Origin of the sequence: Bacteroides mediterraneensis (genome assembly GCF_025993685.1) — a bacterium.
GTDB classification, from domain to species: Bacteria; Bacteroidota; Bacteroidia; order Bacteroidales; family Bacteroidaceae; genus Phocaeicola; species Phocaeicola mediterraneensis_A.
This window is the reverse complement of record NZ_DAJPEN010000001.1, coordinates 228179-253990: the sequence shown is the minus strand read 5'-3', so window position 1 is coordinate 253990 and position 25812 is coordinate 228179. Positions and strand designations below refer to the sequence as shown.

General features: G+C 43.5%; 17 protein-coding genes. 1 reads left to right on the top strand and 16 read right to left on the bottom strand.

From position 1 onward, the window contains the following. Positions 1 to 15: 15 nt before the first annotated feature. Positions 16 to 1944: a glycoside hydrolase family 97 protein gene (locus OIM59_RS00975; protein WP_299170203.1), complete on the bottom strand. Its 1929-nt coding sequence runs from the start codon at positions 1942 to 1944 to the stop codon at positions 16 to 18. A 331-nt stretch (positions 1945 to 2275) separates the two neighbouring features. Between OIM59_RS00975 and dnaG the strand changes: the two genes are divergently transcribed. Then, a complete protein-coding gene (gene dnaG, locus OIM59_RS00970) occupies positions 2276 to 4408 on the top strand; it encodes a DNA primase (RefSeq protein ID WP_299170205.1) in 2133 nt (710 codons plus the stop codon). 47 nt (positions 4409 to 4455) lie between these two features. On the opposite strand, the gene folE is transcribed toward dnaG, so the two are convergent. The 15 genes from folE to OIM59_RS00895 all read right to left on the bottom strand — a co-directional run bounded on the left by folE (position 4456) and on the right by OIM59_RS00895 (position 25805). Further along, complete coding sequence (gene folE / locus OIM59_RS00965) at positions 4456 to 5049, bottom strand: GTP cyclohydrolase I FolE (protein WP_022354712.1); 594 nt, start codon at positions 5047 to 5049, stop codon at positions 4456 to 4458. 2 nt (positions 5050 to 5051) lie between these two features. After that, entirely contained in the window at positions 5052 to 5513 is a 462-nt protein-coding gene (locus OIM59_RS00960) for an SPOR domain-containing protein (protein WP_299170207.1), read from the bottom strand. A 121-nt stretch (positions 5514 to 5634) separates the two neighbouring features. Continuing rightward, on the bottom strand, positions 5635 to 6390 hold the full coding sequence (gene tpiA / locus OIM59_RS00955; protein WP_022354710.1) for a triose-phosphate isomerase: 756 nt from the start codon (positions 6388 to 6390) through the stop codon (positions 5635 to 5637). Positions 6391 to 6415: 25 nt separating this feature from the next. Beyond that, positions 6416 to 7735, bottom strand: a complete 1320-nt coding sequence (locus tag OIM59_RS00950) for a BT_3928 family protein (RefSeq protein WP_299170210.1) — start codon at positions 7733 to 7735, stop codon at positions 6416 to 6418. Further along, complete coding sequence (locus OIM59_RS00945) at positions 7725 to 8267, bottom strand: DUF1599 domain-containing protein (RefSeq protein WP_299170212.1); 543 nt, start codon at positions 8265 to 8267, stop codon at positions 7725 to 7727. The genes OIM59_RS00950 and OIM59_RS00945 overlap by 11 nt, the downstream gene beginning before the upstream one ends. A gap of 139 nt (positions 8268 to 8406) precedes the next feature. Next, a complete protein-coding gene (locus tag OIM59_RS00940; RefSeq protein WP_299170214.1) occupies positions 8407 to 9312 on the bottom strand; it encodes a peptidoglycan DD-metalloendopeptidase family protein in 906 nt (301 codons plus the stop codon). A 288-nt stretch (positions 9313 to 9600) separates the two neighbouring features. Continuing rightward, a complete protein-coding gene (locus tag OIM59_RS00935; protein WP_303894334.1) occupies positions 9601 to 10266 on the bottom strand; it encodes a DUF3256 family protein in 666 nt (221 codons plus the stop codon). 68 nt (positions 10267 to 10334) lie between these two features. After that, positions 10335 to 13118 carry a substrate-binding domain-containing protein gene (locus OIM59_RS00930; RefSeq protein ID WP_303898132.1) on the bottom strand — a complete coding sequence of 928 codons (2784 nt, stop codon included), beginning with the start codon at positions 13116 to 13118 and terminating at the stop codon, positions 10335 to 10337. Positions 13119 to 13298: 180 nt separating this feature from the next. After that, a complete protein-coding gene (locus OIM59_RS00925; RefSeq protein WP_299170218.1) occupies positions 13299 to 14183 on the bottom strand; it encodes a carbohydrate kinase in 885 nt (294 codons plus the stop codon). An 11-nt stretch (positions 14184 to 14194) separates the two neighbouring features. After that, the gene (locus OIM59_RS00920) at positions 14195 to 15355 is read right to left on the bottom strand and encodes an MFS transporter (RefSeq protein ID WP_299170220.1); all 1161 of its coding nucleotides are present in this window, start codon (positions 15353 to 15355) and stop codon (positions 14195 to 14197) included. A gap of 45 nt (positions 15356 to 15400) precedes the next feature. Then, a complete protein-coding gene (locus OIM59_RS00915) occupies positions 15401 to 17593 on the bottom strand; it encodes an alpha-galactosidase (protein WP_299170222.1) in 2193 nt (730 codons plus the stop codon). Positions 17594 to 17622: 29 nt separating this feature from the next. Then, positions 17623 to 19500, bottom strand: a complete 1878-nt coding sequence (locus tag OIM59_RS00910; protein WP_299170224.1) for a DUF4980 domain-containing protein — start codon at positions 19498 to 19500, stop codon at positions 17623 to 17625. A 129-nt stretch (positions 19501 to 19629) separates the two neighbouring features. Beyond that, positions 19630 to 21975 (bottom strand): TonB-dependent receptor, encoded by a 2346-nt coding sequence (locus OIM59_RS00905; protein WP_299170226.1) that lies wholly within the window; start codon positions 21973 to 21975, stop codon positions 19630 to 19632. Positions 21976 to 22178: 203 nt separating this feature from the next. Further along, complete coding sequence (locus tag OIM59_RS00900) at positions 22179 to 23921, bottom strand: DUF4980 domain-containing protein (protein ID WP_303898130.1); 1743 nt, start codon at positions 23919 to 23921, stop codon at positions 22179 to 22181. 144 nt (positions 23922 to 24065) lie between these two features. Continuing rightward, positions 24066 to 25805 (bottom strand): RagB/SusD family nutrient uptake outer membrane protein, encoded by a 1740-nt coding sequence (locus OIM59_RS00895; protein WP_303894327.1) that lies wholly within the window; start codon positions 25803 to 25805, stop codon positions 24066 to 24068. Positions 25806 to 25812: the final 7 nt, after the last annotated feature.

Below are 25812 nucleotides of genomic sequence, written 5' to 3'. Positions count from 1 at the left end.
AACAGGTTAATATATTTATTTAATAATCGCTGCATAGCCTCCCCCATCATACATACTGATTGTAACAGTATCACCTTGTTTCACTTTCTTTGTACGGCAAGCAAAATCCTGTGCCTGAAGATCAACATTGACTCCATCTTCCCAACAAGTCAACGTCTTGTTTCCTTTAATAAAATCAAGAGTGATATCAAACCTCTGCCCTTTCTTTCCAACCATACCTCCAATAAACCAAGTATCACCAGAGCGACGTGCCACCACAATATACTCGCCTACAGATGCTTTCAAAACGCGTGTTTCATCCCAAACTACCGGAACCTGACTCAAGAATTCCATACATTTTTCTTCACGGTAATAATTTGACGGAGAATCGGCCAACATCTGAAGTGGACTTTCATAAACGACATACATACCCAATTGATGACAACGTGTCCCAATAGAAGCTGGTAAATTAAACCAAACCTTATGGTCTTTCTCATGGAAATTAATCATGGCTCCCGGTGTATAATCCATTGGTCCAGCTACCATACGAGTAAATGGTAAAGTCACATTGTGCTCAGGAGTCACAAAACTTCCCCACTTATGATTTTCCAAACCGGCTACACCTTCCGAACTCAATACATTCGGGAATGTTCTCAACCAACCAGTTGGCTTATAAGCTCCGTGAAAATCAACCAACATTCTGTGGGCTGCAGCCTTTCGTGCTACCGTATAATAAAAATCAACCATCGCTTGATCATCACGATTCATGAAGTCCATTTTAATACCTTTGATTCCCCATTTACTAAACAAAGCGAAGGCCTCGTCCAGTTTCTCACGAAATGGAGCCCATGAAACCCATAAAATCAAACCTACATTCTTCTTTTTCCCGTATGCAACCAATTCTTCCATATCAATATCCGGGACAGTTTTAGTTACATCCCATGCCTCAGACCAACCATCATCAAGTACAACGTATTCAAGGCCGTATTTAGAAGCAAAATCAATATAATACTTATAGGTCTCATTATTAATTCCACATTTAAAATCCACACCCGTCAGAATTAACGCATTATACCAATCCCAGGCAATTTTCCCTGGTTTGACCCAAGAAAAGTCACCCTGTGACTCTGGAGCCAATTTATATATCAACTGATTTGTTACAAGATTAACATCATTTTCTGCAACAATCATAGCCCGCCAAGGATAATTACGCGTACCACTAACTTGAGCAATAAAATCAGCTCGTTTAATAGGAAATATCTGGCGATCATCGTTTTTTTCTTCTTCTAATGAATAGGCTGCAAATTTCCCTGCCAACTCATATTTTCCCTGCTTCTTTAAAAACATTCCTGGATAACTTTCTAAATCAGATTCACTAATCAAGATACGTGCTTTATCATCTATCTTAATTAATACAGGAGTACTGCAAAAATGGTCAGTCCCAATTTCAGACAAATTCATTGGCTTAAATAAAGGTTGCTGTGCAGATAACATGGTTTTCTCTTCTGGGAAAAGCGTATTATAGTCTTCCGGGAAACAATAATCCACTTCTTCACTAATAACTCTTAATGAATCGCTAAAATCTGTATGAAAACGATAAGCTATTCCATCATTATATGCACGGAAATACAGTTTATATTGATCTGCACTTAATACCATTTCATTATAACAATCTCTAATCTCATCACTCTTTTGGCGAATAATTGGCTTCAATATCCGGTCTTCTGTATGATACTCTACATCTGTCACTCTCATATTACGTCCAATCACTACTCCATTATCAAAAGTCATAGATAAAGGGGATGGATTCAGAATCATTTTCCCATTAAAAGTTACAGAATAGGTAGTATGAACCCCTGTTTCTACATTTATAAGAATACGTTCATCCGGAGATTTCACAGTATAGTCCTCCGCAAACATTGTGGTGCCAGAAACCAGCAATAAAAGGAATAAAGTCTTTCTCATATCAGTTCTTTCTATTTGTTAACTCTGAAAACAAAAGTACAATAAGACATTAATGAATATGGAATGAAATATCCAAACTGTTGCCATAAATATCCATACAAGAAACTCTATTATCCAAAAAACAGACTCTATTATCCAACAAGAAAATACAATTATCTGATATACAACAAAATAAGATTTATCTTCCAATATTAGGCCAAATACCAACCAAGATATACTTCAACAAATCTTATCTAACATGATAATTAGAACATCTACACTATCATATCAAAAATGATTCACAACACGCAATTGCACATTCTACTTATTTTTATTATTTTCGCATTCCGATATGATAGACCAAGCCACCATAGACCGGATATTGGATGCGGCACAAATAGTAGATGTGGTATCCGAATTTGTCACGCTTCGCCGAAGAGGAGTGAACTACATCGGGCTGTGTCCGTTCCACAACGAGAAAACGCCTTCTTTCAGCGTCTCGCCCAGCAAGGGATTGTGTAAATGCTTCAGTTGCGGAAAAGGAGGCAATGTGGTCCATTTCATCATGGAACACGAACAGCTCTCCTACTACGAGGCCCTGAAATGGCTGGCCAGAAAATACAATATCGAAATCAAGGAACGCGAACTGACCGACGAAGAAAAACAGGCTCACAGCTTGCGCGAAAGCTTGTTTGTGGTCAATCAGTTTGCAGCTGAATATTTTCAGGACATACTCTACAACCACATCGACGGACAACGTATCGGTATGACGTATTTACGCAGCCGCGGGTTCCGTGATGACATCATCAAGAAATTCCAGTTGGGATACAGTCTGGACAATCGGGATGCGCTGGCCCGTACAGCCTTGCAAAAGGGCTATAAGGAGGAGTTCCTTGTCAAAACCGGACTCTGCTACCGAAAAGATGACGGCTCCTTGCGTGACCGCTTCTGGGGACGTGTCATCTTCCCCGTACATACCTTGTCGGGTAAAGTCGTGGCTTTTGGCGGACGTGTGCTGAATGCGGCTACCAAGAACGTACAGATGAAGTATGTCAATTCCCCGGAGTCAGAAATCTATCACAAAAGCCGGGAACTGTATGGCATTTACTTTGCCAAGCAGGAAATCGTACGTCAGGACCGTTGTTTCCTGGTGGAAGGCTACACCGACGTGATTTCCATGCACCAGAGCGGGATTGAAAATGTGGTGGCCTCTTCGGGTACGGCTCTGACCTCCGACCAGATACGGTTGATACACCGTTTCACCAACAACATCACGGTATTGTATGATGGGGATGGAGCCGGCATCAAGGCCAGCATCCGAGGCATCGACATGCTGCTGGAGGAAGGGATGAACGTCAAGGTCTGCCTCCTTCCGGACGGAGATGACCCGGACAGTTTTGCCCGTAAGCACAATGCTACCGACTACCAGGCCTACATCAACGAGCACGAAGTAGACTTCATCCGCTTCAAGACCAACTTGCTGATGGAAGAGGCCGGAAAAGACCCAATCAAACGGGCGGGCCTGATATCCAGCATCGTCAAAAGTATTTCGGTCATTCCGGATTCCATCGTCCGATCTGTCTATACCCGTGAATGCAGCCAGCTTCTGCAAATGGAAGAAAAAATCCTGACAGAAGCGGTAGCCAAACTCATCGAACAGGCAAAGGAGAACAAATTCAAGGATGCCCAACGGAAACAGCAACAAGCTCTCAGGGCTCAGCATGTGCCACAAGGAAGTGCCGAAACACCCACAACTCCAACAAGTACGGAAAAGCAACCGGAATCTCCTGTCCCACCGGAAAGTCCGGAGACTCTCCCCCCAGCCCCTTCCGACGAACAAGCTGCACTCTTATCAGAAGCCAGTCCTGCTCCAGCCGAAGAGTATCTTTCTTACATTCCACTGGAGGGGAATGAGCAGAAAGTGTTCTACCAGCGAGAACAAGCACTGGTACGCATGCTGATTCGCTACGGCGAGAAAGTCATGTGCTATCTGGAAGATGAAAACGGAGAGGAACAGCCGCTTACCGTAATTGAATGTATTTCTACCGGATTGAAGGAAGATGAATTGCAGTTTCACAACGCCTTGGACCGCCGTATCCTCAAAGAGGCAGAGATGCATCTGCAAGATGCCGGTTTTGTGGCCGAACGTTATTTTCTGAGTCATCCAGATCCGGACATCAGCAAACTGGCTGCCGAAATGGTCAGCGACCGCTACCAACTGAGCAAATACCACTCCAAAGGACAGAAAATCCTGACCGACGAAGAACGGCTCTATGAATTGGTTCCTCGCCTGCTGATAGATTTTAAAATTTCAATCGTGGAAGAAGAAATGAAACATACACTCCAGATACTGACCCGACCTGACATCTATAATGACCCACAAAAATCTGCAGAAATCATGAAACGCTACCAAGACTTACAGAAGATACAGATTTCAATGGTCCAGAAGGCCGGTGACCGTGTGGTATTACCTCATACGAACTAAAAATACTATTTCCCCTTTTCATGCAGAAGGGGAAATAGCACCACAAATCAATATTTTGCACGAATCAGGTTCATAAATTCCTCACGCGTCTTTGCCTGATTGAATGCGCCGGTAAAATCAGAAGTGGTTGTCACTGAATTCTGTTTTTCCACTCCTCGCATCTGCATGCACATGTGCTTGGCTTCCACCACCACCATTACTCCTAATGGATTCAGCGTCTCCTGAATGCACTCTTTTATCTGAAGTGTCATACGTTCCTGCACCTGCAGACGATGTGAAAAGATATCTACCACACGGGCAATCTTGCTCAGCCCCGTAATATATCCATTCGGAATGTAAGCCACATGTGCTTTCCCATAAAACGGTAACATGTGGTGTTCACACATAGAGAAAAAATCGATGTCCTTCACTATCACCATCTGGCTGTAAGGTTCCTTGAATTTGGCTGCGTTCAACACCTCTCTCGGGTCCATTTCATAGCCACGCGTCAAGGTCAGCATGGCTTTAGCCACACGCTCAGGGGTTTTCAACAGTCCTTCCCGCTCTGGGTCTTCTCCCAGCAAGGAAAGAATTTCTTTATAATGGCCCATCAGTTTTTCCACCTTTTCCTGCGGCCAGTTTATCGAATTGGTATCTGTCATCATTATTCTATAGGTATATTAATCTGTTCGCGCACAATAGATACTTCCTTAAAAACTCCTGTCGCCTTCAATTTACGCATGGTGACATGTGCTTCTTCAATGCTCTTGAAGTCTCCTACCCTGCACAGCCAGCGTGGAGGCTGAAAATAAGTATAAACCGGCAAATCGGGAAACTCTTCCTTCACTTTCGCAGCTACGTTGTTCGCCTCACCACGTGCCTGGCGAGAATTATTTCCGGCATATACTTGTACACGAAAGCCACGAGCCTTCAATGTCTTCACCGGTTCTGAACTTGTAGACCGTACATAGCGTTTTCCTATCAGAGAAGTAATCTGTGCATCCTGATGGATGGTAACCACTCCTTCGCCCGCCTGACGGGTTTGTAGACTTTCAATAATGTTCCGCTGGGCATACACCCCGCTGACACATAAAAAAGAAACGACGAATAAAAAATATTTCAGCATACCCGGATTTTTAGATAGACATAGAAAACAAAAGTCAATTGAGCACAGAGGGAAGGAATGACACTGCACGTCCTCATCTCTCTGTGCTCAAACAATTCCTGATTAATTCAGATATTGGAAATTATTTAAAAGCATCGATGATACCTTTGAAGTCGGCAGCCTTCAGAGCAGCACCACCAATCAAACCACCGTCTACATCAGGATTTGCAAACAATTCTTTTGCATTTGAAGGTTTGCAGCTACCACCGTACAGGATAGAAGTGTTTTCAGCCACTTCCTTACCGTATTTAGCAGCTACCAAAGAACGGATGTGAGCGTGGATTTCCTGAGCCTGCTGCGGAGTAGCAGTCTTACCTGTACCAATAGCCCAAACCGGTTCGTAAGCCAAGATAATCTTGCTGAAGTCTTCTGCTGACAAAGAGAATACAGAAGCCAACTGAGCTTCTACCACTTCATTCTGCTTGTTAGCTTCGCGTTCTTCCAACACTTCACCGATACAGAAAATCGGTTTCAGGTTGTTAGCCAGAGCCAATTTTACTTTTTCAGCCAAGATTTCTACTGTTTCGTGATAGTAAGCACGACGCTCTGAGTGACCCAGGATTACATACTGAGCACCTGTAGATGCAACCATTTCAGCAGAAACTTCACCTGTATAAGCGCCAGATGCCTTGTCTGCGCAGTTTTCAGCACCAACGCCAATGATAGAGCTGTCTACCAGAGGAGTAACAGAAGCCAAGTGAATAAACGGAGTACAGATGATAACGTCGCAGTTAGGTTTGTCTGCAGTCAATACTTCGTTCAGTTCTTTTGCCAATGCAATACCTTCCTGCAGGTTCTTGTTCATTTTCCAGTTACCTGCTACAATGTTTTTTCTCATTTTGTTTTAATTTTAAAGGGTTAGTCTATAATGTTTCTTTTTTTTCTTGCTTTTTTTTCTTTTTCTCCCTGCGGCTCTTGATGTGTAACCAAACCAAATCGGCAACGGTAAACAGCAGCAAAGGCCCTAGAAACCAGCAGGTCACCTCTACAATTTTATGAATACTTGTCTTAGGGCTCCACGTACTGAATGGAAGACGTTCCAAAGGTGCGTTCAACTGATATTCATCCGGCAAATTAGAAACACTCCATTTGCGCAACACCACACCTTTTTTCAGCAATATCAGTCCTGGATTGGAACGGACCATCGTTTTGAGCGTAATTTCATCCATCAGTGCAAAAGGGTACTCAGCCCCGGTATTCTCCTGCCACTCCATGATATCCTGCTCTGAGGAAGCAGTCAGGCAAAGGAAACGGTAACCGTGTTCCACACTGTAATCATAAACTTCATTAATCAGGTCCATCCCACTGTCGTCTGCCTGCTTCAACCAAGGAGATACCAGTAAGAAAGTATATTGGTCACTCTGCAGAATCTCTTCCGTCAAATCTTCTCCTGTTTCCAATGAAGTGATGGAAAAATCATGAATAGGCGGTTCATATCCCTTTTCTTTTACCCGTGTTTTCGAGTCCACAAAGGTCCAGGTAGAATCCGTCGGGAAATTATCGATGGTAAACTCCTGTTCCCTTCCATTCTTGGAGTAGATGAAAATGGTTTCATACACCGTCGGCTTCTCTCCCTCTGGAATACTCATGCCTTTAACAATATCAGCCCCTACATGATACGGACGAAAATCAAATACCGGCAGATAACGGAAACAGAAGAATGTGAAAAAAATAATGAAAACAATACTGTAAAGCGAAATCAGCCAGTCGACCTTTGTCGTCACCAAATTAAAGATATACCGCCTCCACTTAAATACGGAAACTGCGGCTATCAGCAACACAATATTTTTGAAGAAAGTCTGCCAATTGGTCAGAACCACCGCATCACCGAAACATCCACAATCGGATATCGGATTGGCAAGGGCCAGCCACAACGTCAACGGCGTCATGAAAGACATGACCAGCAACACCAACAAAGGAGCAACCCGACGTCGTATCCCAAAAAACAGATAAATACCCAGAATAAACTCCAGAAAGCCGAACAACATCGCCAGCAAATAAGGCACATAGCCCTCGCTTAAGCTCAACAAGCCCCATGCTTTCAGGTAATCCTGTATTTTATAAACAGTACCCAAGGGGTCATTGGCTTTTATAAATCCGGAGAACAAAAAAACAATCGCCAACAGAAAACGACAGAAGTTGCTCCAGACTACAACAGCTTTATGTAAATACTTATTCTCCAAATTCCAGTTTAATCAATCCGAATACGGCATAATTAATCATATCCATATAGTTGGCATCCACACCTTCCGACACCAATGTATCCCCTTTCAAAGATTCAATCTGTTTCGTACGGTAAATCTTCATCAGAATCAAGTCAGTATAAGAAGTGATGCGCATGCTACGCCAAGCCTCATCGTAATCATGATTTTTAGCCAACATCAATTCCAGTGCCTTCTTGGCATAGCGGTCATACAAATCCAACGCCCGTTCTTCGGTTATGTCTTCTGTTTCAGCATATCCTAACTCCAACTGAATCAAGCCTATAATACCATAATTGACAATGGCCATAAACTCCGGACGAATACCTTCATCAATCAATGACACGCCCTTTACCTCTATACTGCGAATACGGTTGGCTTTGATAAAAATCTGATCTGTCACAGAGGATGGCCGCATGATGCGCCATGCAGCCCCATAGTCATGCAGCTTCTTGGCAAACAAATCACGACAGATTGCAATTACATGTTCAAATTGTTTTTTGGTTTCTTCCATCTCTTATGCTCGAATATGTGGCAAAGTTACTGTTTTTTCACAGAGCACACAATAATAAACAACATAAAAAATGCCATTTCATACATACCTGACGGCTATATGAAATGGCTATTCTATTACAATATGGGTATTCTTCTAATCAAGAACATCTCAGAACTTGTCCGATACGCAAAGTGGTCGTACGCTTAATACCATTAATCTGACACAAGCGATCGATAGATACATGATACAAACGAGATATGCGTCCCAAAGTATCTCCCTTGCGAATCTTGTGGTAACGGATAGCCGATTTCTCAGCTTCTTCCGCTCCCGACTTTCCCGACTTCACTGCCGCCAAAGCCCGTGTACGCTGATAGGAATAACGGTTGGCACCACGTACAAACAAATAACTGTCTGCCACAATATCCTGATTGGGAAAATCAAACATAAATTCCGGATTAATCACTTCTCCTAAGAAACGTGTTTCAAAATGCAAATGTGACCCCGTAGAACGACCGGTATTTCCACCCAGGCCAATCGGATCGCCCGCTTTTACATACTGGTCTTCAGCAACAATCTGTTTAGACAAGTGACCATAAATTGTTTCCAGGCCATTGTCATGACGAATCACCACATACTTGCCGTACCCTCTACGTTCGTATTTTACCATACGGACACGTCCGTCGAATGCAGCACGGATAGTATCGCCGATATAGACTTTAATATCCAATCCGTTGTGCATACGCCGCCAGCGAGGACCGCACTTAGAAGTAATAATTGTATGGGTTGTCGGCATGCAGAAGCCTGTAAGATCAATTCGGAAACTGTCTGGAACCTGTGTACCACCGTACGCATGAACGCGATCATTGTTCCAATTGGGATAAAGACTATAAGCAGGATATACAGCCTGTTCTGCTTTAATCTGACGAATCAAGGCCAATGAATCAACTGCTTTCAATTTTCTGTCGATAGGAGCCTGACGAGCGAGAAGATCTTGTCCCGAGACATTGATACTCACCATTGCCAACGCTGCCATCGCTACTGTTCTAATACATTTTAATATCATTCCATTCTATATTTTTCAGCTAGTATCCGTCGGTTGGCTTTCGTGATATAAATTATTCCAGCCCGACCTCCTAAAAGAATACCACTACTGGTTAAAAACAATTCATATTCATGATACATATCTCTTCTCTCGAAATATGCCTTTCGTTTTACAAACAACGTCCCAAAGATAAAATTTTTCTGCCACACCCGGTTGCCTGGTTAACTATTTTTCATGTATTTTTATACGCACGGGCTGCGATTAATGTTGTAAAACATAATAACCAGCAAAACAAAAAATTAAATGGAATTACTTCGATAAAGAATTCAGTCCTTCCCGTCTAATGAACTTCCCGTTTTTCCATTCATAACACAACGGTATAGAAATCACATAACGCTTCAATGATTCTGCTGTCTTTTTATCCAAATAATCAGGAGTAGTATAAGTGATTGACAAAAAAGGCTGTTCAGCCGATAAGGTGGCCTTCCACAAATACATATCTGCGTAAGCTCTCAAGTTCTTCAACGAGTCAATCTGCATCTCAGACTGGGGTACAACATAAAATTCATCTTCCTGAGGAAGCTGGATAAAATCACTGGCCGGCAATTCTTTCCACTCGGTATCATAGAAACGAATTTGACTATCTCCTGCTGGAGCAAAATAAGTGGACACAGCACAAATCACCTTTACAGAATCGTTTAACGGCAATAATTTCAATTCCAGCGTACTGGCTGAAGTGCTTTTCAGGAACAAATAATCTGGGGTCAACCGGGTCATTTCTGAAGTATTTCCAAAACGGTTTTTCACCTCTGCTTTCATGCCGCTTTCCAGGAAATCCCCAAAATCAGCCCTGTTTACCTCTGTCAGAAAGGGAGATAAAGAATCCGGCATTGCAACAAACAGCGTTTTTAAATCCTGGGCATATCCTCCCATACACATTCCTAATGCAAATAACACTATCAAAATCCGTTTCATAACCTACTTCATCAAAAAATGCCCAAATATACAATTATTTCTTCGAGTAAAAAAAGAAATTTTTTCTCTCATCCCTTTCCATCCCGCCTTTTCAGAAAATCAGTCGGACTCTCTCCAAAATAATCCTTGTAACACCGAGTGAAATAAGAAGGCGAACTAAAGCCGACTTCGTATGTAATTTCAGCTACAGTCTTTTCTGTGGAAGCCAATAAGGAAGCCGCCTTGTTCAAGCGCGCAATGCGCAACAATTCATTAGGAGAATAACCGGTCAGAGCTTTTGTCTTACGGTATAGCTGTACACGCCCCAGTCCCAAATCGGCCCCCAAATCCTCCACACTCAGATTCGAATCGCCCATTTTCTCGTCAATCAACATTTTCAGTTTTTCCACAAACCCCTTATCTATCTCTCCCAAAGGCTGCTTTGGCATAGAAGCCACTGCATCGGTCATCAACTTCAAACGTTTACGGTTATCTATCAAATTCCGCAGGCGGGCCAGTAACAGTTTGGCACTAAAGGGCTTTGCCAGATATGCATCTGCACCTGAATCATACCCCTGAATGCGTTGCTCGTCCATCGCGTATGCGGTCAACATCATCACCGGAATATGAGAAGTCTGAAGCTCACCTTTCAATCTGCGACAACACTCAATGCCGTCCATTACAGGCATCATCACATCACAAATAATAACGTCCGGCACATATTTCATGGCTAGCCGGATTCCCTCCTGCCCATTGACAGCCTCAATCACCGTATATTTATCCTGCAACAACATCTTCACATAATCCCGTACATCCCGATTATCATCAATCACCAGCACCATTTCTTTCTCCGCATTTCCGTCTATATCAACCTTTTTCGGCAACTGCCGTAAAGTTTCTGCTCCAGCATCCAATACGGCTCCTTCTTGCAGATTCTTCAGTGATTCGTTTTTCTCTATCACTTCTTTCACCTCGCCTTCCTGCCTCATCGGGAGCTCAACCAGAAAACAAGTTCCCTTACCTTCCTCCGTTTCCACGTTCACCTGCCCGTGATGCAAATGTACAAAAGCCTCCACCAATGCCAGTCCAAGACCGGAACCTGTATGCTGCATATCAATCTGATAAAAACGTTCAAATACATGACGGGCATGTTCCTCTGACATACCAATGCCTGTATCACTTACTTTTAAGCACAAAACGCTTTGCTTCCCCTGCATTTTACGAGAAAGTTCGACCTTTACCTCACCTTTTTCCGGTGTAAACTTAAACGCATTAGACAACAAATTATAAATAATACGCTCCATCTTTTCTGCATCCGCCACCATCCCATAATCTGACACATCACCCTCGGCAGTTACTTTAAAATGGATATGTTTTCTGGCCGCCAACACATGAAAAGCCTTCGTCCATTCTTTAACTCCCTCAAACACATTAAACTCAGAAAGGCGCAAATCTAATTTTCCACATTCATATTTTTGAAAATCAAGAATCTGCGTAATCAATCTCAACAGAATCGACACGTTACGATGTACAATCTCCAGCATCTCCCTGTCTTGTTCACCCAAATGCTTCTCTTCAAGCAACTGGTTGATGGGATCGGCTATCAATGTCAATGGGGTACGGAAATCATGCGACACACTGGTGAAAAAAGCTAGTTTGGCATGTGTCGCTTCTTCCAACTGTCGAGATAACTCTATCAACTGATCACGCTGTTCCTGCAACTGGTCACGTTGCCGTTCCAATTGTTTTTTCTGCGCAGACAATTCGGTATTCATCCGGTTCTTCATCCAGAAGGCACGCACAAGGAAAAACATCAAGAAACCTACCAATACCAAGATTACCACACACGCATATAAGAACATTTTTTGTGCAGAATAACGAAGAAAATAGTCATCCAACCGACTGTGCAGCAATTCTATTTTATGATCCAAGGAAAAGATATGCTCTGTCTGCATCTGCATAATCCGGGCATTTTCCTGATTCACAGCTGCCGTAGACAAATAATTCTCCCGCTCATACTTCTGCCCTTTTAAGATGGACATAGCCACCTGAATCACCTTATCTCCGCCTGTAGGATAGATAAAAGTGGCACTCAATTCTCCTTTAGCCACACTTTCCACTCCATATCCTTTTCCTGCCACTGCATCTACGCCAATAAACACGATACCTTTCTCCCGCCCTTGACGACGAGCCTCCTCATACGCTCCGATAGCCATCCGGTCATTTTGAGCAAAAATCAAATCAATCTGGGCATGTTTCTTTAAAATAGTGTCGACCACCATACGGGCTCTATCCTGAAACCAGCCGGCATCCGCAGAAGATATAACTTTGATACCCGGCGCCGCCTTCAAGGCATCCATCATTCCCCGATGCCGTTCTACAGCAGGAGTAGATGCCTTCAGGCCTGTAATTTCTACCATCTTTCCATTTCCATGCAAGGCATTGACAATATACTCACCGACTTTTTTACCAATCACATAATTATCCGCACCTACATAGGCTGTGTACTTATTAGAATGGATTTTCCGGTCAACCAACACTACGGGAATACCTGCCTCGTATGCCTCCTCTAACACTGGAGCGATTGCTCCTGCCTCATTGGGAGCTACAATAATCAGGCTCACTTTCTGATGAATAAAGTCTTTGATATCACTAATTTGCCGCTGATTGTCATCTTGTGCTTGTCGGATTTTAACCTCCACTCCAGGATAAAAAAGAGCCTCGCGCAGAATTTCTTTGTTCATCTGCACACGCCATTCATCATTACTACACTGTGAAACTCCAATAATATATTTAGGCTTTCTTCTGTCACAAGCCATTGACAAACACACAAGGAAAAATAACAAAAGATATCTATGCCAGCGATGTTTCATGCAATTCATATTAAGTTAACCTTACAAAGATATATCAAAGCAAGGAAAGCTTCTCTATCAGAAAGAGTTTTTTCTTTATTATTAAACAATAAAAATGCGGTTTCAGCCGTCACAGCCCAAACCGCATACTTTTCAAATCTAACCTAAACTAAAAATACAAACTTATAAACCTTTTATTATTTACATTTTATCTCTTAAATACAGAGGAAATTCAGGCATGGCTCCATTTTGAGTACATACAAATGCAGAGACCTCCACAGCCAGTTCATGTGCTTCACGTACCGTCTTTCCTTTCAAGATAGAAGCCACAAATGTAGCTGTAAACGAATCCCCTGCACCTACCGTATCAGCAACCTCTACTTTCGGAGTTTCTACAAAAGACACATTGCCCGGAGTAAAGACATAGCTGCCATTCACCCCACAGGTCAGAATCAACATTTTCAAGTTATATTTTGCCAGCAGAATCCAGCATTTATCCTGCAAGTCGATACCCGGATAACCAAACATACGGCTTACAGTCACCAATTCTTCATCATTTATCTTCAGCACATTACATTTCCTGAAAGAGTTGCAAAGTACTTCTTTCGTATAGAATCCTTGACGAAGATTAATATCAAAGACTTTCAATGTGCCTTCTTTCGGCATAGCATCCAAAAACTTGTTGATTGTTTCGCGGGAAACGACACTACGTTGGGCTAAAGAGCCGAAACAAACCGCTGTAGTCTGCTTGGCCAACCCTTCCAATGCCATTGTATATGGAATATTATCCCATGCCACACCTTCTTTAATATCATAGCAGGGAACCCCTTCCGCATCTAATTCCACTTGTACGGTTCCTGTCGGATACGGCACACGTTCAATCATACAATGCAGATTCTTTTCATAGAAGTTTTCCAGAATTTCAGTACCCAGTTTATCTTCTCCTACGGCACTTACCGCACGCCCGTCAAGTCCGAACTGTGATACGTGATACGCAAAATTAGCTGGAGCACCTCCAATTTTCTTTCCCTCAGGCAGCACGTCCCACAGTGCTTCTCCTATACCTACGACAATTGTATTATTCATAGTCTTACTATTTAATGTTTAATTTTCAATGTATAAAAAAGTAAATAAATCACGCCTGCAGCCATCACTGCCACAGCCCCTGTCTGTCCTACCGCATCGCTGGCTATTCCCATTAGAAGCGGGAATACAGTACCGCCGAAAAGCCCCATGATCATCAGTCCTGACACTTCATTCTTTTTATCCGGCATAGCCAACAGCGCTTGTGAAAAGATAATGGAAAAGACATTGGAATTTCCAAAACCAATCAAAGCAATACATATATAAATAACCATGCGTGAATCGAAGGCGAAAAGCCCAATCATGGCCAGCATCATACAAATCACACTGATCAAGAAAAAGACCTTAGAAGATACGACCCGCAGGATAAAAGCACCGGAAAAACATCCCAGCGTACGGAAGATAAAATACAGGCTCGTCGCAAATCCAGCCTCCGTCAAGGTCATGCCAATACGCTCCATCAAAATCTTCGGAGCAGTAGTGTTCGTACCTACGTCAATCCCTACATGGCACATAATGCCCAAGAAAGACAACAGGATAAAGGGTTTGCCCAACAGCTTCAGGCAATCTGTAAAACCGGAAGCTTTATCCGGCTGTTCCTCGGTAATCGGAGTAGCCGAAAGCAACAGAATGGCAAAGATAGCCACCACCATGTAAATCGGGAACAACACTCTCCATCCCAAGCCAAAAGTCGGAATAGTCTGCAAAGCTCCCCACATGGCCAGATAAGGCGCCAAGAAAGAAGCTATGGCCTTCACAAACTGACCAAAAGTCAGCGTACTGGCCAAACGGTCGCCCGAGATAATATTACTCAGCAACGGATTCAGAGAAGTCTGCATTAATGCATTTCCAATTCCCAACAAGGAGAAGGCACAAAGCATCAATCCGTAACTATCGCCAAACATCGGAAGAAGCAAAGACAAGAAAGTGACTCCCAAACTGAGTAACACAGTCTTTTTACGTCCGATACGGTTCATCAACATTCCCGTAGGTACGGAAAATATCAGAAACCAGAAAAACACCAAAGAAGGAAATATATTCGCTTCGGAATCACTCAGGTTCAAATCTTCCTTCACATAATTGGATGCGATTCCCACCAGATCTACAAATCCCATGGCAAAGAAACAAAGCATCACCGGGAAGAGCTTTGCATATTTTAATTGAGTATTTGTCATTTTCGTTCGTTTTTTAGTTTACATTCTTTTCTCTTTTTGCAGAGATTATTCAGCAGTCAACTCTATCACATGACTTTGAGTCGGCTGGAAACCAAAGACATCCAGTCCCACCTTCATCAGATAGTCACCAGAGAAGACTTTTCCATTCTCCTTCAGTTCTGAATCTTTTGCCGGCATTAGATTGATTTCTTCCACCTTATACATCTTATTCGGATCCAGTCCCTTTACCTTCAGTTTCATCAGTTTCTCCTGAAAACGAGGATAAATGTCGTAAGCAAATATCACTCCTTTCGAACCGTCCTCACTAACGTAATTCACAGCCATGTGGTTGGATTCATACGGAGACACCAAACGATATTGCACACCATCCAATATCACCGGCTGCAAACGTTTCCAGTTGGCCACGGCAAGCTGGCAATATTCCAGTTCCTCAGCCTTCAAGTCTTTCAACCCAATATCAAAGCCCAATTTACCCATAGAAGCCATATCCGTACGGAACTTGATAGAAGCATTCTTGTTCCAGCTGGTAACGTGTGCACACATAGCCTTGGCCGGGAAGAACTGAGAGAATCCCCACTGAATATAGGCTCTTTCTACCGGATCAGTATTATCACTGCACCAAAACTCTGTGAAATATTTCAAGGCTTCATAGTCACAGCGGGCACCACCACCGGAACAAAGCATCATCGGCACATCCGGATAATTCTCCTTTACCCGTTTCATGACATTGTAGACACCTCTGACATGATCTATATAAAGACGTCCCTGTCTTGTTTTCAAATAAGAAGAATAAATATTGGTAATCGGACTGTTACAATCCCACTTAAAGTAAGCAATACCCGGATTCTCTTTCAACAGTTTGTCTACGACACCATATACATAATCCTGTACTTGTGGATTGCTCAAGTCCAACACCAGCTGATTACGGTAATAATAAGTGTCACGATTCGGATAATGGATTGCCCAATCGGGATGCTTTTCGAACAATTCACTTTGAGGATTGACCATTTCCGGTTCAATCCAAAGGCCGAACTTCACTCCTTCTTTCTGAGCAGCCTGCACCAAGGCATTGATACCACCAGGAAGCTTGTCAGACGTAGTTTCCCAGTCTCCCAGTCCTGCAGTATCCCCGCTACGCTTGTATTTGTTTCCAAACCATCCGTCATCCAGCAGAAACATATCCACACCGAGTTCCTTCGTTTCCCGAATCAAATCGACCAGCATATCCTCATTAAAGTCGAATCCCGTATTTTCCCAGTTATTCAACAAACTCAAACGGGTACCTTTTCCATCTTTCAACTGATAGTTACGCGCCCATTCCTGGAAATTACGGCTTCCTTCACCCGTGCCGTTATGACTCAATGTAAAGATGAACTCTGGAGTTGTAAACACCTCTCCTTTCGCCAGTTCATAATTTGAAGCATAAGAATTGATTGCTGGAATCACACGCAGGTTTCCCACGTTATCCACTTCAAATGTAAAGCTGAAATTACCAGTCCATCCCAATGTACCCATCAGGACTTCCCCCTGATTCTCTGAGGCAGGAGCATTCAGACCGACCATGAAAAAAGGTTGTGCATGCATGGCAGCACGGCTTCCCAATTTGGTATCGACCACTTTCTTTCCAAATTCCAGCTTCTGGGTACTCATCTGTACCTCTTTCGCCCAGTCCCCACTGAATTCGGTCAGATAATAGGAAGGACAATTGAAATACAACATGGTTGAAGCATAACGGAACAACTGGACAGGTTTCTTTTCCTGATGTTTTATTTCACTCCAGGTTTTGATGATGTTTTCCTTCTCATAAGCTACATAATGCAATGTCACGTCTACCGGATATTTGTCGTCACGCAACAAGATATCGGTCTGCGTACCCCCTTCCACATTTTTTGAAGAAGAAGACACATAATATAGCCAAGTGGAAGCATTCCCGTCAGCATGAGTAATGCCCACTGCTGGTTCAAAAAAATCCTCATTACCCGAACCGGAATAGACCTCCCATCCACGAGCAGAAACACTCGCATCCGAAGCAGGATGTACTCTCCAGTCAAGATTCGCCAAATCAGCCTCGTGTAATAGTTTCTCTCCCAGATAAGTCTGGTAAAGCCGTCCGTTTTCAGCTACTTGAAGCACCAAGTCCGTCTTATCCGTAGAAATGCGGATAATTTTCTTCTCGGCAGCCCCCGCATACTGAAACCCCACCAGTACACCTAAAGCCGTCACAAAAAAGTTTCTCATGGTCATGTCTGTCTCTCGTTTATCGTTTATTACAACCCCAATTTATATATGTTCATATTCTCCACCTTGTAGTCAGCCCCTTCACCGTAGAAACGCAGTGTGTTGTATGGCTTGGTAGGGAATACCAGATTTGTCATGGCAATACGTCCACCGTCTACAAAGATTTCAACAGAACATTTATCTACAAAAATATTCAGATGATAAGTTTTTCCTTCACACAATGAAAGCGGAGCCCAAGTACCCAGTGCAAAGTCATTCTTGTAGTTGATTGACATTGTCTTGCGGTGATCATCTGTTTCTTTTTCATGTACGGTTACCTCTCCGTAACGTGTCAAATCCACAATACCGCTTTCCGTACGGTCGGCCACCAGTTTACCAGCTTTCATGTCCAAGTAAATTTTCACCTTCTCACCTTTGTCATTCAGCAGCTCAAAGCCTGCCACCTGTGCCTTACCCGGAGTCACGTCCATTTCCAGTTCGTAAGCCCCATCCGTCTGCGGCACAATTTCGTCAATCTTATATTCATCTTTAACCGTAAAGTTGTCTACCTTGCGGGTATCCTTACGTAATGCTTCAGTTTCCTTCACCGCATTGGCCGCCATATAAATCTGTCCATCCTTTGTATAAAGTGACAGTTCACGAGGCAATGCATTGGCACCACGGTACTGACGGATAGGAGTGGCATTGGCATACTGCCAGTTACTCATCCAAGGCACAGCAATCACACGGTCACCTGTATTTGAGAAACATACAGTTGCATAATGATCTTTTCCGTAGTCAAGCCATTTCGTCACTTCCGGTTTGGTGTCACATTTAAATTCCTTACCGTCAAAGTCACCGACGAAATATTCTGTAGCACTTCCGCCGAACATACATCCCGGATTAATATTGACAATCATCACCCACTTCATCTTGTTCTTGTCACCATCCACCGGCAACTGGATAAAGTCAGGGCATTCAAACTGGTTCGGCTGTACGCCATATCCTTTTCCAAAACCGCTCTGATACTCCCAGTCCTTCAAATTGGAAGAAGAGTAGAAACGCATCTCCTTATCGGCAGAAACAATCATGTACCACTTCTGAGCCGGTTCATACCAGAACACCTTCGGATCACGGAAGTCTTTCAATCCGTCAAACGGAGTCAGAATCGGGTTCTTCTCGTATTTTGTATAAGTACGTCCATTGTCATTGCTGTAAGCCATGCACTGAATCTGTCCGTGTTCGTCACTGGCAGAAGTATAGAAAGCAATGATGGCATCTTTTCCGTAGCCTGCGCTATTATTCTTATCAACTACCGTACTTCCTGAGAAAATATGTCCCAGTGTGTCGCGTGCGATAGCCGGTTTCAGGTGATCCCAATGAACCAAATCCTTGCTGACAGAATGTCCCCAATGCATATTTCCCCATTTGGAACCATAAGGATTGTACTGGAAATACAAATGATACTCTCCATCTTTATAAACCAGACCGTTGGCATCGTTCATCCATCCGTAAAGCGGAGTATGATGATATACTGGACGGTAATAATCTGTATTTGCTGTATTAAAAGTGTCTGAAAGCTGGATATGATCCCAGCAAATGGCATTTGCAGCCACCTTTCCAATTGTCACCGTAGCTTCTTTCACACCTGCAGGCAATTCGAACGGCACATAATATTCCACGCTGTCTACCGCCAGACGAACGTCCATCGGTGTATCTGCAGGGCTACCTGTATCCAATTTCACCTTCCCTTCATTGGAAGATTCTTGAATAGGAAGCAACAAATATTTTGAAGGATTCTTTATATGTACAATAGTCAGAGTGTCTCCCTGATGCTCAAATACAAGGTCGGTCTTTTGTGATTGGCATGACCACATACCAGTCAAGAAAAACGCACCTAATGCGAGGTTAACAAAATTCTTTTTCATGATACGTTGTTTTTATTGGGATTAAAAATACGAATTATTCTTATTATTGAAATACCTAAACTGAAAACTTTTCAAACTCCGGCAGCCCGAAGGCCTGCCGGAGATATTTATTACCTAGAAAAATGAATGTCAGAATTTTACCTGTGCAGAGAACTCTACCGTGAACGGGCGGATGTAGCTACCGGCCATTACTGTATTCGCATATTTTCCAGCCTCATCCTTCGTTACCAGTTCTGCTCCGGCAATACTACCTTTGGCACCGGTCTGGTTCAGGAAGTTAACAACCGAACAACCCAATGAGAGTTTCTTGTTCACCTGCCAGTTCAAGCCTCCGAAAGTTTCCCAACGGCCATTGAAATAATAGGCATCGTTGATGTTGGCATAAGTCTTGCTGAAGTAACGGAAACTTGTCCAGATTTTCAAATCCTTTGTAATCATGTAGCTCGGGTCGATTTCCACGATAACCTGCGGAATTTCCGCTACGATGTTGCCTGTGGCATTAATCTGACCTACATAACCATCAGAGAATTTAACAGAAGTCTCATACTTCTTGTAAGTCGGCTTCTGATAAGTGAAGAGGAAGTGCAAGTCAAATCCCTTGAACGGACGAGCTACCACGTCGGTGGTCCATCCCAGTGTCTTGATATCATAGTTCAACGGTGCTGCCAGGATTTCATTCACTCCATTCACACTGTGCTGCAAGTTCAATGTAGAGTTGTTGTTGGTCTTTGAAATGTAAGAGAACAAAGAAGTCAAGCTCAACCATTCATTGTTATAATAGATACCCGCACGTCCCAGAGGTACTGAAATCTTATCGGTGTTCGGCAATACAGCCGGAGCAAAGTTTTCAATTCTCGGATGCTGGGTAATATAAGTGAAGTCACCGGTAAATCCGAATTCTTTCGTCAACTTATACGTAGCAGCTGCACTCAAAGCGTAATTAAACCAGTCATATTCCATCGGAGTAGGTTCAATCTTTGTTCCGTTAGGTGCTGTAGCTCCTAAATGATAATCGGCAAAACGTCCTACAAAATTACCGTCCGCATCTTTTACGGCTGCATTGTTTCCACGAAGTGCCTGATATTCCAGACGCGCACCATAGTAAAGGTTAAACTTATCTGTCACATCCCAGTCATGAGTGAAATACACAGCCAGTTTGTTTTCATGACCTTTGTAATATTCCGATGCGTTCTTGTTAAAATCGTAATAATATCCGTTGCCATCATACGAACGGGAAGTAGAAGTCGCATAACCCGGATTGTACAGACGAACCGGATAACTTCCATCGGTCGGTACCGACTGGTCGTACATGGTGGTATTAGAAGCATAATCAATGTCGTAATACCATTCGTTCAATCCCAAACGCCATGTACCGTTCGACAACTTACGAGAAAGTTCCGTGGTAAACATAAACTCGTCAATGAATCCACGGTTCAAGCAAGACATACGGCTCTGCACATATTCACCATTGTAAGCCTGCATGCGGCCGTCTTCACCCTCATACTGATAATTGATGCTGCTGTTCGCACGCTGTGAAAGTTCCATCGGAGTCTGGTACACACAAGAACCGGTCGCATGATCATATTTCATAATCACCTTCCACGACAGGCCGTTGTCCCAGTTATAGTTATTCATCAAGGCCACTTCACTTCCCTTGTTCTGCACCGCATCATACAAATTGGTTTTCTTCAATTCACCCGTCCGCATGTCACGGTATATCATCTCATTGTCCACCGGAAGGTAGGAAGTCGTACCCAAAGCAAAAGCGCCCAGTTCCTTCACGCTACCATCGCCTACATAAATGAACGGAGCCGACTGAGTGGCATACATATATACCGGATGGCTGTTGCTGTAATGATACATAGCCGTAAACTCACCACGGTTCTGATTGTAACGCTTTGTCAAGGCAAACTTGTAAATCTGTGTACGATCCTGGAACGGGGTCGATTTGATTTTGAAGGTTCCCGGGTCGAAATCCTGGTAAATACTTCCACTATAGAACCAGTCCTTTGCAATCTCTCCATTCAAGTTCAATGAAATCTCCTGCATGCCAAAATGATTGGACTTGTAGTTCAGGGTTCCGTTGAAACCTTTTTCACCCAGCTGGGTAAAAGAGTTGACTGCATAACCGATATTTCCTGTCGTAATGGCTGTTTCTGAGATTTTCAGCAATCCGACATGACTCAAACTGGCATCTGCACGCCACAAAGAATTCACGCTGTGAGGATTGGTAGCATAGGTTACCGGAATCCCATTTTCCAGCACGTTCACATCCGCAGAGGGAAGACCAATCTGGATTTCACGAGGTCCATTCGCACTCGCAGCATTCAACATCACATTACGGTTTCCTTCTTCCTTGGAATTACCGTCATTTGAGGATTTGTTCTCTTGTGCATATCCGTTCACACAAGCCAAAGCGAGCAGCAACACTGCAGCTCCCATACGATTAGAAAACTGTTTTTTTTCGGCCTTCATAGCATTTTAATTTAGCATGTTAGCATGAAAGTTGTTTTTATTTGTTTGCTGCAAAAATAGGCAATCGGTTCATAGAGAGAGATAAGGAATGTTACATCCTGTGACAATATTGTTGCATGAAACAAAATTGAAACAGGATGAAACATTTTTACAAACAAAAGGAAATCCTCATCCAGAAGCTGTTTCCACGCAGAAACAGCCTGTTACTTCAGTTTATATACCCGCAAGGCCTTCACATTATAACCGTCTTTATCCGACTCAAACAACATCTTATGATAAGGTGCAGACGGGAACACCAGGTTTGTCATCACAAACTTTCCTTCTTCCCCAAAGGCCTCGATGCTGCAACGGTCTACAAACAGACGCAATGTCATCTCTTTTTCCGTGGTTACCGGGGCCACTGTCACTGCCGGAAAGTCACTGCTAAAGTCTACTTTTCCACTCTGGCTGCGATCCATCACAAACTGCTTGCGCAACACATCGTAGTACATGGAAACCTTTTCACCCTTGTCGTTCAACAGGCTGAAGGCAATCTTTGATGCACCGGCATTCTGAATCACCATTTCAATTTCATAGGCTCCTTCATTGTCCTTCAAGAGGCTTGCCACTTCGTATTGTCCTGCCACCTTAAACGCAGGCACTGAAACCTTTTCTCCACGGGCCTTCTTTATCTCCGGCGAAGGAGTGCTTTTCAGATACAATTCTCCGCCCTCACGATAAAGCGTCAAGTCGCGTGCAATGGTATTGGCACTACGATACTGTCGGGTTGGCACATTGTTGGCATACTGCCAGTTGCTCATCCATCCCAATGCCACACAACGGCCGTCAGGAGCATTGTTCCAAGTGACAGTGGCATAATTGTCCTTACCCCAATCCAACCATTTTGTCTGCGTCGGGAATTCATTCACAAACTTCTTTCCATCAAATGAACCGATAAAATACTGTGCGGCACTACCACCGAACGGACCACCCGGGTTCAGGTTGCAAATCAGCACCCATTTTTTCTCACGGGTACCTTCCACCGGAATCTCTACCATATCCGGACATTCCCATACGCCCCCATGCGCACCTTGCATGGCACCAAACTCACTCTCTTTCTTCCATTCCTTCAAGTTAGAAGAAGAATAGATTTCCATGTGCTGACCTACGGCCAGAATCATACACCAGTGCTTGCCCGGTGCGTACCAGAACACTTTCGGGTCACGGAAGTCTTTCTCAGTAGAAGTCACAATCGGGTTACCTTCATATTTGGTAAAAGTCTTTCCATTATCCAGACTATACGCCATACTCTCAGCCTGGACATCGCCCCACGGAGTAGACTTGGCGGAAGTATAGAAAGCAATCACAGCTCCTTTTCCGAAACCAGCCGTATTCTCATGGTCTACCACACACGAGCCACTGAAAATAGCTCCCCATGCATCCGGCACGATGGCACAACCTTCATATTTCCAATGCGCCAAGTCGGTACTCGTGGAATGTCCCCAGTGCATGTTACCCCATACCGAACCATAAGGATTGTACTGGAAATACAAATGATAAACTCCATCTTTATAGAACATGCCGTTCGGGTCGTTCATCCAGCCGTATGCCGGTGTATGATGATAAACCGGACGGAAGCTCTCTTTGTTTGTCATATCAAAGGTCTCAGCTGTTTTCAATTCCTTCCAGCAGAGTGCACTCTCAGGAACGCCCTGAATATCGATAGAGACATGTTGACCTTTGTAAGCCGACAAAGCAAAGGGTACGTATGAATCCACTCTTTCACGAGCCAGACGGACATTCATGAAAGTACCTTCCAACTCGTTATCCTTTACCACAGCAATCTTACCTTCAGGGGCATCATCCTGAATCGGAAGGAGCAAATAATTCTCAGTCACCTCCAAAGATATGATACTCTGTTCGTTCACCAGATGACGGACTGTCCACGCAGCATCAGCCTGCGCCATCGGTGACAATCCTAGAAAAAGTCCCAGAAAAGCGACTTTCATCGTATATGCATACTTGTTCATAAGTTATATTATTTAATAATCAGATTGTTCTTCCTTTCCCCTTCTGTAACCAGGAGAGGAAGAGAAAGAACAACTTTAAATTTATTCATATCCTTTATTCTGAGTGTACAATCCAGGGATGTAGAACATCTGATTGTAAGGAACAGGGAAGAATTCGTTCTTTCCAGCAGTGAAATGAGCGTCCTTGTAATACTGTCCATAAGGCTGACCCTCATATACGTCATTCTGCTCGGTGAGGAAGTAAGCATTCAAAGTCTTTGACGCAATACCCCAACGACGCAAGTCAAAGAAACGCCCGTTTTCCATGGCCATTTCCAGACGACGTTCCCAACGTAGACACTTGCGGGCTATTTCCTTGGTTGAGAAATAATTGTCCGGATAGAGTGCAATCTCACACTGATCTGCTGCATAGCTAATATGTTTGGCTACTGACTGCTTTGCACGATTACGGATATCATTCACAATGTCCTCTGCTTCGCTCAGTCTGTTCAACTCAATCAGCGCTTCCGCACGCATCAGCATCACGTCCGTATAGCGGAATACATAATCATTCATCGCAAAGGCCTGCCATGAACCGTTGTAGGTCTCACCTTCAGAGCGTTGAGGAACTTCTTTCAGAGAAGTATAGTATCCATAAGTATTCGGCGTACGTGAATTGGCAGTAGTCATCGTATATTCAGCTTCATACTTGTAAGGGAAGGTCGGCATACCTACAGTGTGGAACAAGCGCGGATCCCATTTCTGACTGGTAGGCTGACCGTTAATCGGATAATCAATCTCGTTGTTATAGTCATCAAACATCGGAAGGCCGTTCTTGGTCTTGAAGGCGTTCACCAGGTTCTGAGAAGGTTTGTGGAAATCCCATCCGCAAGACCACATCTGCCAGCAGCCATTCAGCATATTCGACCAGTTGGCACGTCCGTAAGTTGTATTGTCATCTTCGTAATCCGAACATTGTACGGCAAAAACAGACTCCTTGCTGTTCTTGTAAGCAGGCAAGAAGATGTCACCATAATCTTCCAGATATCCGTAATCGGAAGACACCACCTCATCCGTATAGTCTATCACCTTCTGCATGTATTCAGAATTGATATAACCGTCACCGGTAGTAGCTTCATATCCGTCTCCCCATGCCAAAGTCAGATAACATTTAGCCAGATAAGCGGCAGCCGCTACTTTGTTAGCCCGACCGTCTTCACCCGGTTCTTTCACCGGCAATACATCATAAGCTGCCTTGAAATCATCAATGACTTTCTGGAACAGCTGCTGGTAATTCAAGGCTGTATTGCTGACCTTTTCATACGAATTATCTTCCACTACTTGTTCGTCAATCCAAGGAACCTGACGGAATACCGTCAGCAGTTTAAAATAAAAATGTCCACGCAAGAAACGCATTTCTGCTACACGCTGCGTTTTCACATCTTCGCCCAGCTGATCGCCATTACGTTCCAGCGCAAGCAATGCACGGTTGCAACGGGAAACAGCTACATACAAACGATACCACAATTCATCCATCTCACCAGGAGTGGTGGCTGTCAATGTAGTCCAGATATCAAAAGCATGATAACCTGTATCCGTAGTTCCTGAACCACCTTTCAGACAGTCGTCCGAACTCACGTCGCCATAAGGGAACAAGTTGAACGGATAAGTGTACCAACAGTCGCCCAACATAGCGTAAGCCGCATTTACCATTTTCTCCGGATCAGAGAAGGCCTTATCTTCGTCTACTACTGCAGTCGGAGTATAATTCAAAAAATCTTCACAGCTACTCAATGACAAACCCAGTGCGCAAGCTGCCAGCAATATATATTTTTTCATCATATTCATT

Bases quoted from the DNA above. Each gene is read 5' to 3' on its own strand.
- OIM59_RS00975 (WP_299170203.1), bottom strand. From the start codon at position 1,944: ATGAGAAAGACTTTATTCCTTTTATTGCTGGTTTCTGGCACCACAATG.
- dnaG (WP_299170205.1), top strand. From the start codon at position 2,276: ATGATAGACCAAGCCACCATAGACCGGATATTGGATGCGGCACAAATA.
- folE (WP_022354712.1), bottom strand. From the start codon at position 5,049: ATGACAGATACCAATTCGATAAACTGGCCGCAGGAAAAGGTGGAAAAA.
- OIM59_RS00960 (WP_299170207.1), bottom strand. From the start codon at position 5,513: ATGCTGAAATATTTTTTATTCGTCGTTTCTTTTTTATGTGTCAGCGGG.
- tpiA (WP_022354710.1), bottom strand. From the start codon at position 6,390: ATGAGAAAAAACATTGTAGCAGGTAACTGGAAAATGAACAAGAACCTG.
- OIM59_RS00945 (WP_299170212.1), bottom strand. From the start codon at position 8,267: ATGGAAGAAACCAAAAAACAATTTGAACATGTAATTGCAATCTGTCGT.
- OIM59_RS00940 (WP_299170214.1), bottom strand. From the start codon at position 9,312: ATGATATTAAAATGTATTAGAACAGTAGCGATGGCAGCGTTGGCAATG.
- OIM59_RS00935 (WP_303894334.1), bottom strand. From the start codon at position 10,266: ATGAAACGGATTTTGATAGTGTTATTTGCATTAGGAATGTGTATGGGA.
- OIM59_RS00930 (WP_303898132.1), bottom strand. From the start codon at position 13,118: ATGAAACATCGCTGGCATAGATATCTTTTGTTATTTTTCCTTGTGTGT.
- OIM59_RS00925 (WP_299170218.1), bottom strand. From the start codon at position 14,183: ATGAATAATACAATTGTCGTAGGTATAGGAGAAGCACTGTGGGACGTG.
- OIM59_RS00920 (WP_299170220.1), bottom strand. From the start codon at position 15,355: ATGACAAATACTCAATTAAAATATGCAAAGCTCTTCCCGGTGATGCTT.
- OIM59_RS00915 (WP_299170222.1), bottom strand. From the start codon at position 17,593: ATGAGAAACTTTTTTGTGACGGCTTTAGGTGTACTGGTGGGGTTTCAG.
- OIM59_RS00910 (WP_299170224.1), bottom strand. From the start codon at position 19,500: ATGAAAAAGAATTTTGTTAACCTCGCATTAGGTGCGTTTTTCTTGACT.
- OIM59_RS00905 (WP_299170226.1), bottom strand. From the start codon at position 21,975: ATGAAGGCCGAAAAAAAACAGTTTTCTAATCGTATGGGAGCTGCAGTG.
- OIM59_RS00900 (WP_303898130.1), bottom strand. From the start codon at position 23,921: ATGGCGCAGGCTGATGCTGCGTGGACAGTCCGTCATCTGGTGAACGAA.
- OIM59_RS00895 (WP_303894327.1), bottom strand. From the start codon at position 25,805: ATGATGAAAAAATATATATTGCTGGCAGCTTGCGCACTGGGTTTGTCA.